Here is a 13,241-nt window from a genome sequence, read left to right on the forward strand (position 1 = left end):
GGGCCGACCGGACGCTGCTCGCCGACTACTTCGACCGCAAGGGCGAGGACCGGTTCAGCGAGTACTGCGAGGGCAAGGAGAACGTCGGCGTCAGCATCAACGGACTGCCCGCCCTGCCGCTGCCGGTGCCGCCCCGGCCGTCCTGAGCGGCGGCGGGCGCCGGGCGGCGCGGGCGTACGGTGGAGCCCCGCCGTCCGCCGACCCCGTGGAGTCCCGCCGTGCCCCGCCCCCACGTCCTGCTGAGCGCCGCGGTGTCGCTCGACGGCCACCTCGACGACGCCTCGTCCGAGCGGCTGCTGCTCTCCAACGCCGAGGACTTCGACCGGGTCGACGCGCTGCGCGCCGACAGCGACGCGATCCTGGTCGGCGGCGGGACGCTGCGCGCCGACAATCCCCGGCTGCTGGTCAATTCGGCCGCCCGGCGCGCCGAACGGGTCGCCGCCGGGCGACCCCCGTACCCGCTGAAGGTCACCCTGAGCGCGAGCGGGCGGCTCGACCCGGGGCTGCGGTTCTGGCACACCGGCGGCGCCAAGCTCGTCTACACCACCGACGCCGTCGCGCCCGCGCTGCGCGCCGCGCTGGCCGGGGCGCCCGGCACCGAGGTGGTCGGCCTGGGTCCGGAGGTGTCGCCGGGCGCGGTGCTGGACGACCTGGGCGCGCGCGGGGTGCGCCAGCTGATGGTCGAGGGCGGCGGCGCCGTGCACACCCGTTTCCTCGCCGAGGGCCTCGCCGACGAGCTGCAGGTGGCCGTCGCCCCGCTGCTGGTCGGCCAGGCCGACGCCCCGCGCTTCCTCTCCCCCGCCGCCTACCCCGGCGGCCCGACCCGGCGGATGCGGCTGCTCGGAGCCCGTACGGTGGGGGACGTCGTCCTGCTGCGGTACGCCCCGAAGGAGTCCCCCGATGAGCACCGGTGACAGTGACCGCGAGCGCGACCTGCGCTGGATGCGCCGCGCGATCGAGCTGTCGAAGCGCTGCCCGCCCTCCGCGACCGCCTTCTCGGTCGGCGCGGTGGTCGTCGGCGCGGACGGCGAGGTGCTCGCCGAGGGGTACAGCCGCGAGGTGGACGCCGTGAACCACGCCGAGGAGGCCGCGCTCGGCAAGCTCCCGGACGGCGACCCGCGGCTGCGCACCGCCACCGTCTACTCGACCCTGGAGCCCTGCGGCCAGCGCGCCTCCCGGCCGCGCCCCTGCGCGGAACTGATCGTCGCGGCCCGGGTGCCGCGGGTGGTGGTGGCCTGGCGGGAGCCCGCGCTGTTCGTCGAGGCCTGCCAGGGCACGGCCCTGCTGACCGCCGCGGGCACCGAGGTGGTCGAGCTGCCGGAGCTCGCCGCCGAGGCCCGGGCGGTGAACGCGCACCTGGTGGGCTGAGGGCGGCCGCGGGCGTTTTTGTACGATTGAGAAACAAACACCCGTACGAGGCCTCCCGAGGAGCCCCGATGCCCGTCCTCACCCCGCCGGTCCGAGCCGTCCTGCTCGACATGGACGGCACCCTGGTCAACTCCGACGCCGTGGTCGAACGCTGCTGGCGCCGCTGGGCCGGGCGCAACGGCCTGGACGGCGACGAGGTGATGCGGGTCGTGCACGGGCGGCAGGGCCACCTCACCATGGGCCTGCTGCTGCCCGACCGCCCGGTGGAGCAGAACCTCGCCGAGAACGCGGTGATGCTCGAGGAGGAGTCCTCCGACACCGAGGGCGTGGTCGAAGTCCCGGGCGCCGCACGGCTGGTGGCCTCGCTGGCCGGTCTGCCGCACGCCCTGGTGACCTCCGCCGACGACCGGCTCGCCCGGGTCCGGATGGCCGCCGCCGCCGTCCCGCTGCCGCCGCTGATGATCACCGCCGAGCACGTCGGCGCCAGCAAGCCCGACCCGGAGGGCTTCCTCAAGGCAGCTGCCGAACTGGGCGTCGCCCCCGCCGAGTGCCTGGTGCTGGAGGACTCCGAGGCGGGCATCGCCGCCGCCCGGGCGGCCGGCATGCCGGTGCTCGGCATCGGCCCGCGCGCCGCCGCCCACCGGCCCGACCACCACGTGGACGACCTGTCCGGCGTCTTCGTCAGCCCCGCCGCGGACGGCACCCTGGTCGTCGAACTGCCCTGAGCCGAGCCCCGGTTGGTGCCCGGCGCCCCGCAGCGAGGGCTGCGCGGCGCCGGGCGTCACGCGCCGGTGGCGGCGGGCCCGCCGAGGTGCCGACCGCCCGGGAGGGCGGCGGCGGGCAGCAGGCCGAGGGCGGCGAGCAGCGCCAGGGCGGGCAGGGTGCCGTGCGCTCCGGTGCCGGTGCCGGCGGCGACCGCGATGCCCAGGGTCGGGCCGATGTTCATCGCGGTCTGCTTCAGGCCGCCGACCACCCCCGCGTACCCCGCCGGGGCGTCGCCGACCACGGTGCCGGTCGCCGTCACCATCACCGCCGCGAACCCCGCGCCCAGCAGCGCCGACGCCACCGCGGTGGCCGCCACCGACGCGCCCCCGCCGCCCGGACCGGCCAGCCCCGCGATGCCCGTCACCAGCAGCGCCACCCCCGCCAGCGCCGTCCGGCGGGGCCCCCGCGCCCGCAGGGCCCGCTCCGCCGCCGGGGCGCCCAGCACCATCAGCGCGGTCAGCGGGAGCATCCGCAGCGCCGTCTGCGACGGGCCGACGTGCAGGGCGTCCTGGAGACGGAAGGTGGTGCTGAACAGGGTGCCGAACAGCCCCGCCGAAGCGGTCAGCAGCAGGAACAGGGAGGCCGCCACCGGGCGCGAGCGGGCCACCGGACGCGGCACCACCGGGTGCGCGGCCCGCCGCTCGTGCCCCACCAGGGCGCCCAACAGGGCCGCGGAAAGCGCGAGTTCGGCGGACGACCCGCCCCAGCCGCGCTCCGGGACGCGGGACAGCGCGTGCACCGAGACCGCCAGCGCCGCCGCGAGCAGGGCCGCGGCCGCGAGGCCGAACCGCCGCTCGGCCGGGCCCTGCGGTTCGGCCGTCCCCTGCGGTTCGGCCGGGGCGGGGCGCAGGGCGAGTGTCATGGCGGCGAGCAGGGCGGCGACCGGGACGTTGATCCAGAACACCGCGCGCCAGCCGAACCCGTCCACCAGCACCCCGCCGAGCAGCGGGCCCGCGCCCGCCGCCACCGCGATCGCCCCCGTCCGGACGGCGATCGCGCGACCCAGCCGCTCCGGCGGGCAGCACAGCCGCAGCAGCGCCAGCGTGCCCGGCTGCAGCAGCGCACCGAACACGCCCTGCGCGACCCGCAGTCCGACCACCCAGCCGACGGTCGGCGCGAGCGCGACGCCCGCCGAGGCCGCGCCGAAGCCCAGCACGCCCGCCAGCAGCGTCCGGCGGTGGCCGTACCGGTCGCCGAGCCGCCCCGCGAGCACCAGCAGGGCCGCGACGGCCACCAGGTAGCCGGTGCTCGTCCACTGCGACTGCGCTGCGGTGGCGTCGAGTTCGCGCCGCATGTCGGGCTGCGCCATCAGCAGCACCGTCCCGTCCAGGGCCACCAGGACGGCCGCCCCTGCGCTCACCGGCAGCGCGAGGCGGCTCGCGCCGCGGCTCACGCCGCCGCCCCGAGGTGCGCGGTCAGCACCGCCTCCAGCAACTCCTCCTCGCGCCCCTCCCCCAGCATCAGCCCCGTGCTGCCCCAGCCCTGCAACTGGGCCAGCCCGTGCAGGTTCGCCCACAGCGCGGCGGTCACCACCGGCGCCCGCTCCGCGTCCCCCGTGCATTGCCCGACCAGCCGCGCCAGCTCCCCGAACAGCGGCACCGTCGCCTCCCGCAGCCGCGGCCCGGCCGCCGGCCCGTCGCCGCTGCTCAGCAGGTCGTGCCGGAACATCAACTCGTACATCCCGCGCCGCTCGACGGCGTACGCCAGGTACGCCCGGGCGAGCCCGGCCAGCCGCTCCCGCGGCTGCGCCTCCCGCACCGCCGCGAACCGCCCCGCCAGCTCCTCGAACCCGCGGCGCGCCACGGCCGACAGCAGCTCCCGGTGGGTCGCGAAGTAGCGCCGGGGCGCCCCGTGCGACACCCCGGCCCGCCGCGCGATCTCCCGCAGCCCGACCGCTCCCGAGCCCTCCGCCAGCACCAACTCCACCCCGGCGTCCACCAGGCGCTCCCGCAGGGGGGTCTGTTCCTCGCTGCTCATGGGCACTGTCTACCAGCAGCGAGTAGACAGTGTCTACCGGATACCCTGAAGGCATGACCTCACTGCCCGACTGGATGCGCCCGCCCCGCGCGGAAGGCTGGTTCGCGGAGGATCTCGACCGCCTGCCCGAGGCGCCGCGGCACACGGAACTGATCGACGGAGCGCTCGTCTTCACGATGTTCCCGCAGCGGTCGTGGCACAGCCGCGTCGTCACCGCTCTCACCAACGCCCTCGCCGCCCAGACCCCCGTCGGCATCGAGGTCGAGCGCGAAATGACCGTCCGGCTGGACTCCCGCACCCGTCCCGAGCCCGATCTGCTGCTCGTCACCGTGCCGTTCGACCCGGACCGCACCTGGCACGACCCCGCGAACGTCCTGCTCGTCGCCGAGGTGGTCTCGCCCGAGTCCGCCCACCGTGACCGCACGGTGAAGCTCCGCAAGTACGCCGAGGCGGGCATCCCCCATTACTGGCTGATCGAGGACGAGTCCGGGGCCGCCGTGGCCCACGTCTACGAACTCGACACCCCCACCCGCAGCTACGTTCCGGTCGGCATCTTCCGGGAGACGCTCACCCGCTCCGCGCCGTTCGCGGTCACAGTCGACCTCGACCGGCTCGTTCCCCGTACGGGCGCAGCACCGTGAGCCCGTCCTCCGGGGCGGCGGACATCGCGAAGGGGAAGCGGTCCAGCTCCAGGCAGAGCCGCACGTCGTCCTCGTGGACGCCCTGGCGGACGTGCTGGAGCAGTTCCGCGGCGGCGGTGGAGTCGGCGGCGCGCCGGAGGTAGGGGGCGGGGTCCGGGGCGGGGCCGGTGGCGCGGTGGGCGATGTACTGGGCGCAGGCGAGGTCCTCCTCGGCGCGGCCGTCCTCGCCGGTGACGACGAAGGTCACCTCCGGGCGTCCCCGTAGGGCGCGGGCGGTGGCCCCGGCGACCACGAAGCTCGCGCACAGCACCAGGTCGGCCCCCTGCACCGCGAGCGCGCCGACCGTCCCGGCGGTGGTCTTCTGCACGACGGTGCGCCCCTCGAGGTCGGTGCCGCGGATCCGGCCCGGCGAGTTGACGGCGTCGAAGCCGGGCGCGGGCGCCCCGTCCTTGAGGGCGAGCCACTCGGGGTGACGTGCCTTCAACTCCAGTGCCGTGTCGAGCGATTCGGCCAGCACGATCCGCTCGGCCCCCTGCGCGAAGGCCCAGGCGGCGGTGGTGAAGGCCCGCATCACGTCGACGACCACGGCGACGGACGGGGTGGCGGTGAGCTCGCCGATGGCGAGGAAGTCGGTCTCCATGCCATCCATCCTCACCGGCCCGCCGCACCCGGCACCAAGGCTTTTCCGGGCCCGGACACGCCGGAGGCCGCCCTCCCGGGAGGGGGCCTCCGCGCGGACCGGTCAGAGGTTGAAGCGGAGCGTCACCCATCCAGCACGGTGACGACGAAGGGGGCGGACTCAACGGAGCCCGACCCCTTCTGACCTGCACGTTTGGCACAGTTGCTCACGCGCAGCACGCACATGACCAAACGTTGAAGCGGAACTTCCACCACAACGCTGTGGCCTGCGAAAACGTCGATCCTGACGGCCCAAGTCAGCACGTCATCAGCACGGTGACTCGAACTCGCAGCCAGCCATCAGTAGTGGTAGCGGGCGGCGAGAACGATGATCTCCCGGTCCGTCACCAAGTAGACGAGGCGGTGCTCGTCATCGATCCGTCGCGACCAGGCCCCGGGCAAGTGGTACTTCAGCGGCTCGGGCTTGCCGATGCCAGTGAACGGGTCGCGCAACACGTCCTCGATGAGCTTGTTGATCCGGGCGAGCATCTTGCGGTCGCTCTTGAGCCAGGAGGTGTAGTCCTCCCAGCCGGTCTCCTCGAAGACGAGCCTCACGCGGCACCCTTCTCGCCATCCGCCGCATCAGGGTCGATGAGCTCCCGCTCGGAAAGCCCTGTGCCGCCAAGGGCGTTCTCGTACGCCTTGAGCAGGCGGCGGGCATTCACCGGCGAGCGCAACAGGTAGGAGCCCTCACGCAAGGCGGCATAGTCCTCGGCCGACACGAGTACGGCATTTCCGTGCTTGGAGACGATCTCAATGGCCTCGTGATCGTCATTGACCTTCTTGATCAACGGGAAGAGAGCCTTGCGCGCCTCGCTGGCAGTGATCGACATGGACTGAACTCCCTCCGCAAGTGGTACCACATAACGTACCACTCACGAGGATGCAACGGGACGAAGAAGTCAGCACCAAGTCGGCACGGAAAAGAGATCGGGGCCCACCTCAAAGGAGGCGGGCCCCGTCCGACCTGCGCGTTCGACAGATCGATCTATCTCGAAGCAATCAAACGATCACACGTTGAAGCGGAACTCCACGACGTCGCCGTCCTGCATGACGTAGTCCTTGCCCTCGATGCGGGCCTTGCCCTTGGCGCGGGCCTCGGCGAGGGAGCCGGCGGCGACGAGGTCGTCGAAGGAGGTGACCTCGGCCTTGATGAAGCCCTTCTGGAAGTCGGTGTGGATGACTCCGGCGGCTTCGGGGGCGGTGGCGCCCTGCCTGATCGTCCAGGCGCGGGTCTCCTTGGGGCCTGCGGTGAGGTAGGTCTGCAGGCCGAGGGTGGCGAAGCCGACCCGGGCGAGGGTGGCGAGGCCGGGCTCGTCCTGGCCCATGGACTGGAGGAGTTCGAGGGCCTCGTCGTCGTCGAGCTCGATCAGCTCGGACTCGATCTTGGCGTTGAGGAAGATGGCCTCGGCGGGGGCGACCAGGGCCCGCTGGGCGTCCTTGAAGTCCTCGTCGGAGAGGGCGTCCTCGTCGACGTTGAAGACGTAGAGGAACGGCTTCGCGGTCATCAGGTGCAGGTCGCGGATGGCGGTGGTGTCGAAACCGGCCTCGAAGAGGGTCTTGCCGGTCTCCAGGACGGCCTGGGCGGCCTCGGCGGCGGCGAGGACGGGGGCGGTGTCCTTCTTGAGCCGGGCTTCCTTCTGGAGCCGGGGCAGCGCCTTCTCGATGGTCTGCAGGTCGGCGAGGATCAGCTCGGTGTGGATGGTCTCGATGTCGTCCTTGGGCGAGACCTTGCCGTCCACGTGCACCACGTCGGGGTCGGTGAAGGCCCGGACGACCTGGCAGATCGCGTTGGCCTCGCGGATGTTGGCGAGGAACTTGTTGCCCAGGCCCTCGCCCTCGCTGGCGCCGCGGACGATGCCCGCGATGTCGACGAAGTCGACGGTGGCCGGGAGGATGCGCTGCGAGCCGAAGATCTCGGCGAGCTTGCCCAGCCGCGGGTCCGGGACGCCGACGACGCCGACGTTCGGCTCGATGGTGGCGAACGGGTAGTTGGCCGCCAGCACGTCGTTCTTGGTCAGGGCGTTGAACAGGGTCGACTTGCCGACGTTCGGCAGGCCGACGATTCCGATCGTGAGCGACATGGAGAGTGGTGTCCCGGGGCTTGGAGGGCGTCGAGGTGGCCCGGTGCGGGCCGATCCCCCAGTCTACGGGGCGCGCGGGGGACGGACGAAGCGCGGTGGGGGCGCGCACCGGCCGGACACGGACAATTGCTCGGGGGCCATTACACACGGTGTCGATGATCGGACCGTACGTTGGTCGGGTGGAGCAGAGCATCCGTACCCAACCGCCAGGGCCGAAAAGGCGACCGCCCGGACGCGGCGCCGGCGAGGCCGCCGTCCCGGGGCAGAGCGGGCCCCCCGAGTCGCGGCTGCGGTCGGCGTCCGGCGCCCGGACCGGCCCTCCCGCGGTGAAGCGCGCGGTGCAGCGGCTGCTGGCGGCGCGGCAGCGGCGCGGCGGGAGCGGGCGCCCGGCCCGGCTGACGGCGGTGGGCACCGGGGTCGTGGCGGTGGCGGGGACGCTGGTGTGCGCCGCGGTGGACCGGTTGCTGTTCGGCGGGCTCGGGGTGCTGTTCGGGCTCGGCTATCTGGTGGTGTGCTTCCAGCTGGCCGTGCGGGTGCGGTACTCGGACCTGGCGTCGGCGCCGATCTGCGGGCCGATCGCCTTCGCGGCGGCGCTGGTGCTGCTGCAGCCGGGCCCCGCGCAGGGCGTCACCGGCCAGGTGGTCGCGCTGGCCGGCGGCCTGGCGCTGCGGGCGGGCTGGCTGTTCGCCGGCACCGCCCTGGCCGCCGCGATCGTCACCGCGCGTTACCTGGCCCAGCGCCGCCGTCGCCGGGCCAGGTAGGTCGCCGGGCCCGGGGGCCCGCGGGGGTCAGTGGCCGACCGGGGGTTCGGCGGCGGGCACGGTGGGTTGCAGGGTGGCCGCCATGGCCGCGCCGACGATGCCCGCGTCGTTGCGCAGCTCGGCGGGGGCGACCTCGGCGCGGCGGTCCTTGAGCAGGGGCAGGAACTTCTCGTGCTTGCGGCTGACGCCGCCGCCGATGACGATCAGCTGCGGGGAGAACAGCATCTCGACCAGGTCGAGGTACTCGTCGACCCGCCCGGCCCACTCGGACCAGCTGAGGTCGTGGCGCTCCTTGGCGGCGGAGGAGGCCCGCCGTTCGGCATCCTTGCCGCGCAGTTCGAGGTGGCCGAGTTCGGTGTTGGGGACGAGCACGCCGTCGGAGAACAGGGCGCTGCCGATGCCGGTGCCGAAGGTGAGCAGCAGGACGACGCCGCCCCGGCCGCGTCCGGCGCCGTAGGTGACCTCGGCGATGCCGGCCGCGTCGGCGTCGTTGACCACGGTGGCGGGCAGGCCGAGGGCCTCGCTGAAGCGGGTGGCGGCGTCCAGGCCGATCCAGCCCTTGTCGACGTTGGCGGCGGTCATGGTGCGCCCGTCGACGACCACGCCGGGGAAGGTCAGGCCGACCGGCCCCCGGTGGTCGAAGTGCCGGACGACCTCGCAGACCGCCCCGATCACCTCCTCCGGTCCGGAGGGGTGCGGGGTGAGCACCTTGTGGCGCTCCTGGGCGAGCGCGCCCTTGTCCAGGTCGACCGGTGCGCCCTTGATGCCCGAGCCGCCGATGTCCACGCCGAAGACCGTCGTCACTGCCGTCGCCTCCCGTACCCGCCGGGGGCGTCCGCTGCCCGCCGGCCCTCGCACCAACGTACGGGGGTACGGGGCCGGGCGCAGCCCGTTCCCGGAGGGCGGCCGCCCGCACGGGCGACGCCCGGCCCCGTGGAGCGGGGCCGGGCGTCGGGCGGAACGGGGGCGGGTCAGACCTTGCCGGCGGCTTCGGCGCGCAGGTCGCGGCGGAGCTCCTTGGGGAGCGAGAAGGTGAGGTGCTCCTCGGCGGTCTTGACGATCTGCACGTCCTGGAAGCCGTGCCCGGCGAGGAGTTCGAGCACGCCGTCGACCAGGATCTCCGGGACGGAGGCGCCGCTGGTCAGGCCGACCGTGCCGACGCCCTCCAGCCAGGCCGGGTCGATCTCCTCGGCGAAGTCGACCAGGTGGGCGGCCTTGGCGCCGTACTCGAGGCCGACCTCGACCAGCCGGACCGAGTTGGAGGAGTTCTTGGAGCCGACCACGATCAGCAGGTCGGCCTCGGGGGCGAGCTGCTTCACCGCGACCTGGCGGTTCTGGGTGGCGTAGCAGATGTCGTCGCTGGGCGGGGAGACCAGCAGCGGGAAGCGCTGCTTGAGGGCGCCGACGGTCTCCATGGTCTCGTCCACGGAGAGGGTGGTCTGGGAAAGCCAGACCAGCTTGGACTCGTCGCGGACCTTGACGTTGGCGACGTCCTCGGCGCCGTCCACCAGGTGGATCCGCTCGGGGGCCTCGCCCATGGTGCCGACGACCTCCTCGTGGCCCTCGTGGCCGATCAGCAGGATGTCGTAGTCCTCGTCGGCGAACCGGCGGGCCTCCTTGTGGACCTTGGTGACCAGCGGACAGGTCGCGTCGATGGTGGCGAGCTTGCCCGCCTCGGCCTCGTCGTGCACCGACGGGGCGACGCCGTGCGCCGAGAAGACCACGATCGAGCCCTCGGGCACCTCCTCCGTCTCGTCGACGAAGATCGCGCCCCGCTTCTCCAGGGTCTGCACGACGTACTTGTTGTGGACGATCTGCTTGCGGACGTAGATCGGCGCCCCGTACTGCTCCAGGGCCTTCTCCACGGCGATCACGGCGCGGTCGACACCCGCGCAGTAACCCCGGGGGGCGGCGAGCAGGACACGGCGCTGGGGGGTGGTCGACATGGCTCCATCGTACGGGCGAGTCCTGCGGGCCCCCACGCGCGTCGCCGTGGTCATGGCCGGGACGGGCGGGTCGGATCGGGTGGAATGGCCAGGGTGAGCACACAGGCACGGACCGCTGAGCTGCGGCGCACCCTCGGGGTGCGGGATCTGATGGTGTACGGGCTGCTGTTCATCGCCCCGATGGCGCCGGTCGGCGTGTTCGGCGTGCTGGACGCGAAGAGCCACGGCGCGGTGGCCGCGGTGTACCTGGTGGCGACGGTGGCGATGGGGTTCACCGCGCTGTCGTACGCGGAGATGGTGCGGGCGGTGCCGCGGGCCGGGTCGGTGTTCGCGTACGCCCGGGCCGGGCTGGGCGAGGGGGCGGGGTTCGTCGCCGGGTGGATGGCGATGCTGGACTACCTGCTGATCCCGGCGGTGGCGTACCTGTTCTCCGGGATCGCGCTGAACTCGCTGCTGCCGGACGTCTCGCGTTGGGTGTGGACGGTGCTGGCGGTGCTGGTCACCACGGCGCTGAACCTGGTCGGGGTGCGGACGGCCGCGGTGGTGGGGTTCGCGGTGCTGGCGATGGAGGTCGTGGCGCTGGCGGTGTTCGTGGTCGCCGCGGTGGTGGTGCTGGCCCGGGACGGGGCGGCGCGCGACTGGGGCTCCCCGTTCGGGGGAGTCGGCGCGTTCTCGTTGCCGGCGGTGCTGTCCGCGGTGTCGGTGGCGGTGCTCTCCTACCTGGGCTTCGACGCGATCGCCTCCTTCGTCGAGGAGGCCGTCGGCGCGTCGGCGGCGGTGGCGCGGGCGGTGCTGTGGTGCCTGGCCCTGGCCGGGCTGCTGTTCGTGGTGCAGACGTACCTGGCGGCGGTGCTGGAGCCGACCGCGCCGCAGCAGTTGGCCGCCGACCCCGAGGCGCAGGGCTCCGCCTTCTACGACACCGTGGAGTCCTCGGTCGGGCACTGGCTGCACGTGCTGATCGCGGCGTCCAAGGCGATCGGGGCGGCGTTCGCGGCCCTGGCCGGGCAGGCCGCGGCCGGGCGGCTGGTGTTCGCGATGGGACGGGAGCGGCGGCTGCCGCGGGCGCTCGGCGCGGTCGACGGGCGGACGGGGGTGCCCCGGCGGGCGCTGCTCACCGCGGCCGTGATCACGCTGGTCGCGGCGGTCTGGGCGGCCCGCCGCGACGACGGGCTCGACCAGCTGACCTCGGTGGTCAACGTCGGCGCGCTCACCGCGTTCGTGCTGCTGCACGCCTCGGTGGTGGGCTGGTACGTGGTGCGCGGCGGCTCGCGGGACTGGCTGCGGCACGGGGTGGTGCCGCTGCTGGGGGTGGCGGTGCTGGTGGCGGTGCTGGTGGAGGCCTCGCACACGGCGCAGGTGGTGGGGGCGGTGTGGCTGGGGGTGGGGCTGGTGGTGCTCGTCGCGCAGCACGGGCGGGGAAGGCACCGGTAGGGGCGCGGGGAGAACTGCTGCGCGAGCTGAGGTTGCACAACCGGGGGCGCGGGGAACTGCGCGAAGCGGGAGGTGAACGTCAGCAAGGTCGCGAGATAGTGCAAGTGATCATCCTGCGTCGCGGTCTGGCTGTGGGTGCTCGGTCGGCCGCGCAGTTCCTCGCGCCCCTGGTTTCGCGCCCCCGGTTTCGCGCCTGCGGGTTTCGGCCGCGCGTCCGGGGCAGCGGTTAGCCTCGGGGGATGGTCAATGCGAGCAGTCCGGAAGCGCCCCTGCCGGTGGGGAAGGTGTCGGCGTTGATCGGGGGGTGGGTCGATCGGCTGGGCGAGGTGTGGGTGGAGGGGCAGATCGCGCAGTTGAACCGGCGGCCGGGGGCCGGGATGGTGTTCCTCACGCTGCGGGACCCGGACCGGGACGTCTCGTTGACGGTGACCTGCTTCCGGCAGGTGTTCGAGCAGGTGGCGGACGCCGTGCAGGAGGGGGCCCGGGTGATCGTCCGGGCGAAGCCGGAGTGGTACACGGCGCGCGGGACGCTCTCGTTGCGGGCGTCCGAGCTGCGGCTGGTGGGGTTGGGCGAACTGCTGGCGCGACTGGAGCAGCTGAAGCGGCGGTTGTTCGCCGAGGGGCTGTTCGAGGACGCCCGGAAGAAGCCGCTGCCGTTCCTGCCGGGCTGCGTGGGCCTGGTGACCGGCCGCGGCTCGGCGGCCGAGCGGGACGTGCTGGAGAACGCCCGGCGGCGCTGGCCGGCCGTCCGCTTCGAGGTGCGCAACGTGCTGGTGCAGGGACCGCAGGCGGTGGGCCAGGTGTGCGAGGCGGTGCGGGAGTTGGACGCGCTGCCGGAGGTCGAGGTGATCGTGGTGGCCCGCGGCGGCGGCAGCGTGGAGGACCTGCTGCCGTTCTCCGACGAGGAGCTGGTGCGGACGGTGGCGGCGGCCCGGACGCCGGTGGTGAGCGCGATCGGGCACGAGCCGGACCGGCCGCTGCTGGACTTCGTCGCGGACTTCCGGGCGTCCACCCCGACCGACGCGGCGAAGCGGGTGGTGCCGGACGTGGGCGAGGAGCTGGCCCGGGTGCGGCAGTTGCGGGACCAGGCGCGGCGGGCCGTGCTGCACCGGGTGGAGCGGGAGTCGGCGGGGCTGGCCTCGGTGCGCAGCCGTCCGGCACTGGCGGCGCCGACCGAGGCGGTGGCGGCCCGCGGCGCGGAGGTGGAGGCGCTGGTGGAGCGGGCCCGGCGGGTGCTCGGGCACCGGCTGGACCTCGCGCAGAGCGACCTGGGGCACGCGCTGGCCCGGGTGGTGGCGCTGTCGCCGCTGGCCACCCTGGAGCGCGGGTACGCGGTGCTGCAGAAGGCGGACGGCACGGTGCTGACCGACCCGGCGCAGGTCGCGGACGGGGAGGTGCTGCGGGCCCGGGTGGCGGGCGGGTCGTTCGGGGTGCGGGCGGAGCCGGACGCGGACTGACCGTCCGTCGACAATCCGGTACCGGCTCGCGGAATTGTCCGCGAGCCCCCCGCGAACGGGAATTGACGGGAATTCACGTTGCTTTCCCGTGAACTGCTTGCCCCCGGTCGGACCGGGTCATAGTGTGACGGGC

At 73.9% G+C, this 13,241-nt stretch carries 15 protein-coding genes; 7 read left to right on the forward strand and 8 right to left on the reverse strand.

All coding sequences use genetic code 11. The features are described 5' to 3' along the window. The first annotated feature begins 218 nt into the window (after positions 1–218). The 3 genes from ACFY00_RS29635 to ACFY00_RS29645 all read left to right on the forward strand — a co-directional run bounded on the left by ACFY00_RS29635 (position 219) and on the right by ACFY00_RS29645 (position 2,093). Entirely contained in the window at positions 219–914 is a 696-nt protein-coding gene (locus tag ACFY00_RS29635; protein ID WP_388034918.1) for a RibD family protein, read from the forward strand. After that, positions 901–1,368, forward strand: a complete 468-nt coding sequence (locus tag ACFY00_RS29640) for a deaminase (RefSeq protein ID WP_388034920.1) — start codon at positions 901–903, stop codon at positions 1,366–1,368. Before ACFY00_RS29635 ends, ACFY00_RS29640 begins: the two co-directional genes overlap by 14 nt. Before the next feature lie 68 nt (positions 1,369–1,436). Next, a complete protein-coding gene (locus ACFY00_RS29645; protein WP_388034922.1) occupies positions 1,437–2,093 on the forward strand; it encodes an HAD-IA family hydrolase in 657 nt (218 codons plus the stop codon). Positions 2,094–2,149: 56 nt separating this feature from the next. Here the strand turns inward: ACFY00_RS29645 and ACFY00_RS29650 are convergent, their stop codons facing one another. Further along, positions 2,150–3,526, reverse strand: a complete 1,377-nt coding sequence (locus ACFY00_RS29650; RefSeq protein WP_388034924.1) for an MFS transporter — start codon at positions 3,524–3,526, stop codon at positions 2,150–2,152. Then, the gene (locus tag ACFY00_RS29655) at positions 3,523–4,110 is read right to left on the reverse strand and encodes a TetR/AcrR family transcriptional regulator (RefSeq protein ID WP_388034927.1); all 588 of its coding nucleotides are present in this window, start codon (positions 4,108–4,110) and stop codon (positions 3,523–3,525) included. Before ACFY00_RS29655 ends, ACFY00_RS29650 begins: the two co-directional genes overlap by 4 nt. A gap of 53 nt (positions 4,111–4,163) precedes the next feature. On the opposite strand from ACFY00_RS29655, the gene ACFY00_RS29660 reads away from it, so the two are divergent. Further along, positions 4,164–4,751, forward strand: a complete 588-nt coding sequence (locus ACFY00_RS29660; RefSeq protein ID WP_388034929.1) for a Uma2 family endonuclease — start codon at positions 4,164–4,166, stop codon at positions 4,749–4,751. Here the strand turns inward: ACFY00_RS29660 and ACFY00_RS29665 are convergent. From ACFY00_RS29665 to ychF, 4 genes are all read right to left on the reverse strand, one after another. Continuing rightward, positions 4,702–5,391: a 2-phosphosulfolactate phosphatase gene (locus ACFY00_RS29665; RefSeq protein WP_388034932.1), complete on the reverse strand. Its 690-nt coding sequence runs from the start codon at positions 5,389–5,391 to the stop codon at positions 4,702–4,704. The two genes, ACFY00_RS29660 and ACFY00_RS29665, sit on opposite strands and share 50 nt — an antisense overlap. Before the next feature lie 338 nt (positions 5,392–5,729). Beyond that, on the reverse strand, positions 5,730–5,984 hold the full coding sequence (locus ACFY00_RS29670) for a Txe/YoeB family addiction module toxin (protein ID WP_030236528.1): 255 nt from the start codon (positions 5,982–5,984) through the stop codon (positions 5,730–5,732). Continuing rightward, positions 5,981–6,262, reverse strand: a complete 282-nt coding sequence (locus tag ACFY00_RS29675) for a type II toxin-antitoxin system Phd/YefM family antitoxin (protein ID WP_100588909.1) — start codon at positions 6,260–6,262, stop codon at positions 5,981–5,983. Before ACFY00_RS29675 ends, ACFY00_RS29670 begins: the two co-directional genes overlap by 4 nt. Positions 6,263–6,439: 177 nt before the next feature. After that, positions 6,440–7,513 (reverse strand): redox-regulated ATPase YchF, encoded by a 1,074-nt coding sequence (gene ychF, locus ACFY00_RS29680; RefSeq protein ID WP_388034935.1) that lies wholly within the window; start codon positions 7,511–7,513, stop codon positions 6,440–6,442. A 326-nt stretch (positions 7,514–7,839) separates the two neighbouring features. Here ychF and ACFY00_RS29685 point away from each other — a divergent pair, with 326 nt between their 5' ends. Continuing rightward, on the forward strand, positions 7,840–8,274 hold the full coding sequence (locus ACFY00_RS29685) for a DUF6542 domain-containing protein (protein WP_388034938.1): 435 nt from the start codon (positions 7,840–7,842) through the stop codon (positions 8,272–8,274). A 27-nt stretch (positions 8,275–8,301) separates the two neighbouring features. On the opposite strand, the gene ppgK is transcribed toward ACFY00_RS29685, so the two are convergent. Together ppgK and ACFY00_RS29695 are read right to left on the reverse strand one after the other, a co-directional pair. After that, entirely contained in the window at positions 8,302–9,078 is a 777-nt protein-coding gene (gene ppgK / locus ACFY00_RS29690) for a polyphosphate--glucose phosphotransferase (RefSeq protein ID WP_388034941.1), read from the reverse strand. Between the two features lie 167 nt (positions 9,079–9,245). After that, complete coding sequence (locus tag ACFY00_RS29695; protein WP_388034944.1) at positions 9,246–10,220, reverse strand: 4-hydroxy-3-methylbut-2-enyl diphosphate reductase; 975 nt, start codon at positions 10,218–10,220, stop codon at positions 9,246–9,248. 84 nt (positions 10,221–10,304) lie between these two features. Here ACFY00_RS29695 and ACFY00_RS29700 point away from each other — a divergent pair, with 84 nt between their 5' ends. After that, on the forward strand, positions 10,305–11,651 hold the full coding sequence (locus ACFY00_RS29700; protein WP_388034947.1) for an APC family permease: 1,347 nt from the start codon (positions 10,305–10,307) through the stop codon (positions 11,649–11,651). A 239-nt stretch (positions 11,652–11,890) separates the two neighbouring features. Then, positions 11,891–13,108, forward strand: coding sequence for an exodeoxyribonuclease VII large subunit (gene xseA / locus ACFY00_RS29705; RefSeq protein ID WP_388034949.1), 1,218 nt, complete (start codon positions 11,891–11,893; stop codon positions 13,106–13,108). Positions 13,109–13,241 lie beyond the last annotated feature (133 nt).

The organism is Kitasatospora sp. NPDC001540, from assembly GCF_042894345.1.
GTDB classification, from domain to species: Bacteria; Actinomycetota; Actinomycetes; order Streptomycetales; family Streptomycetaceae; genus Kitasatospora; species Kitasatospora phosalacinea_C.

What these genes read in the sequence shown, in the direction of transcription:
- ACFY00_RS29695 (WP_388034944.1), bottom strand. Translation starts at nt 10,220, where the DNA reads ATGTCGACCACCCCCCAGCGCCGTGTCCTGCTCGCCGCCCCCCGGGGT.
- ACFY00_RS29660 (WP_388034929.1), top strand. Translation starts at nt 4,164, where the DNA reads ATGACCTCACTGCCCGACTGGATGCGCCCGCCCCGCGCGGAAGGCTGG.
- ACFY00_RS29640 (WP_388034920.1), top strand. Translation starts at nt 901, where the DNA reads ATGAGCACCGGTGACAGTGACCGCGAGCGCGACCTGCGCTGGATGCGC.
- ychF (WP_388034935.1), bottom strand. Translation starts at nt 7,513, where the DNA reads ATGTCGCTCACGATCGGAATCGTCGGCCTGCCGAACGTCGGCAAGTCG.
- ACFY00_RS29675 (WP_100588909.1), bottom strand. Translation starts at nt 6,262, where the DNA reads ATGTCGATCACTGCCAGCGAGGCGCGCAAGGCTCTCTTCCCGTTGATC.
- ACFY00_RS29700 (WP_388034947.1), top strand. Translation starts at nt 10,305, where the DNA reads ATGGCCAGGGTGAGCACACAGGCACGGACCGCTGAGCTGCGGCGCACC.
- ACFY00_RS29655 (WP_388034927.1), bottom strand. Translation starts at nt 4,110, where the DNA reads ATGAGCAGCGAGGAACAGACCCCCCTGCGGGAGCGCCTGGTGGACGCC.
- ACFY00_RS29665 (WP_388034932.1), bottom strand. Translation starts at nt 5,391, where the DNA reads ATGGAGACCGACTTCCTCGCCATCGGCGAGCTCACCGCCACCCCGTCC.
- ACFY00_RS29645 (WP_388034922.1), top strand. Translation starts at nt 1,437, where the DNA reads ATGCCCGTCCTCACCCCGCCGGTCCGAGCCGTCCTGCTCGACATGGAC.
- xseA (WP_388034949.1), top strand. Translation starts at nt 11,891, where the DNA reads ATGGTCAATGCGAGCAGTCCGGAAGCGCCCCTGCCGGTGGGGAAGGTG.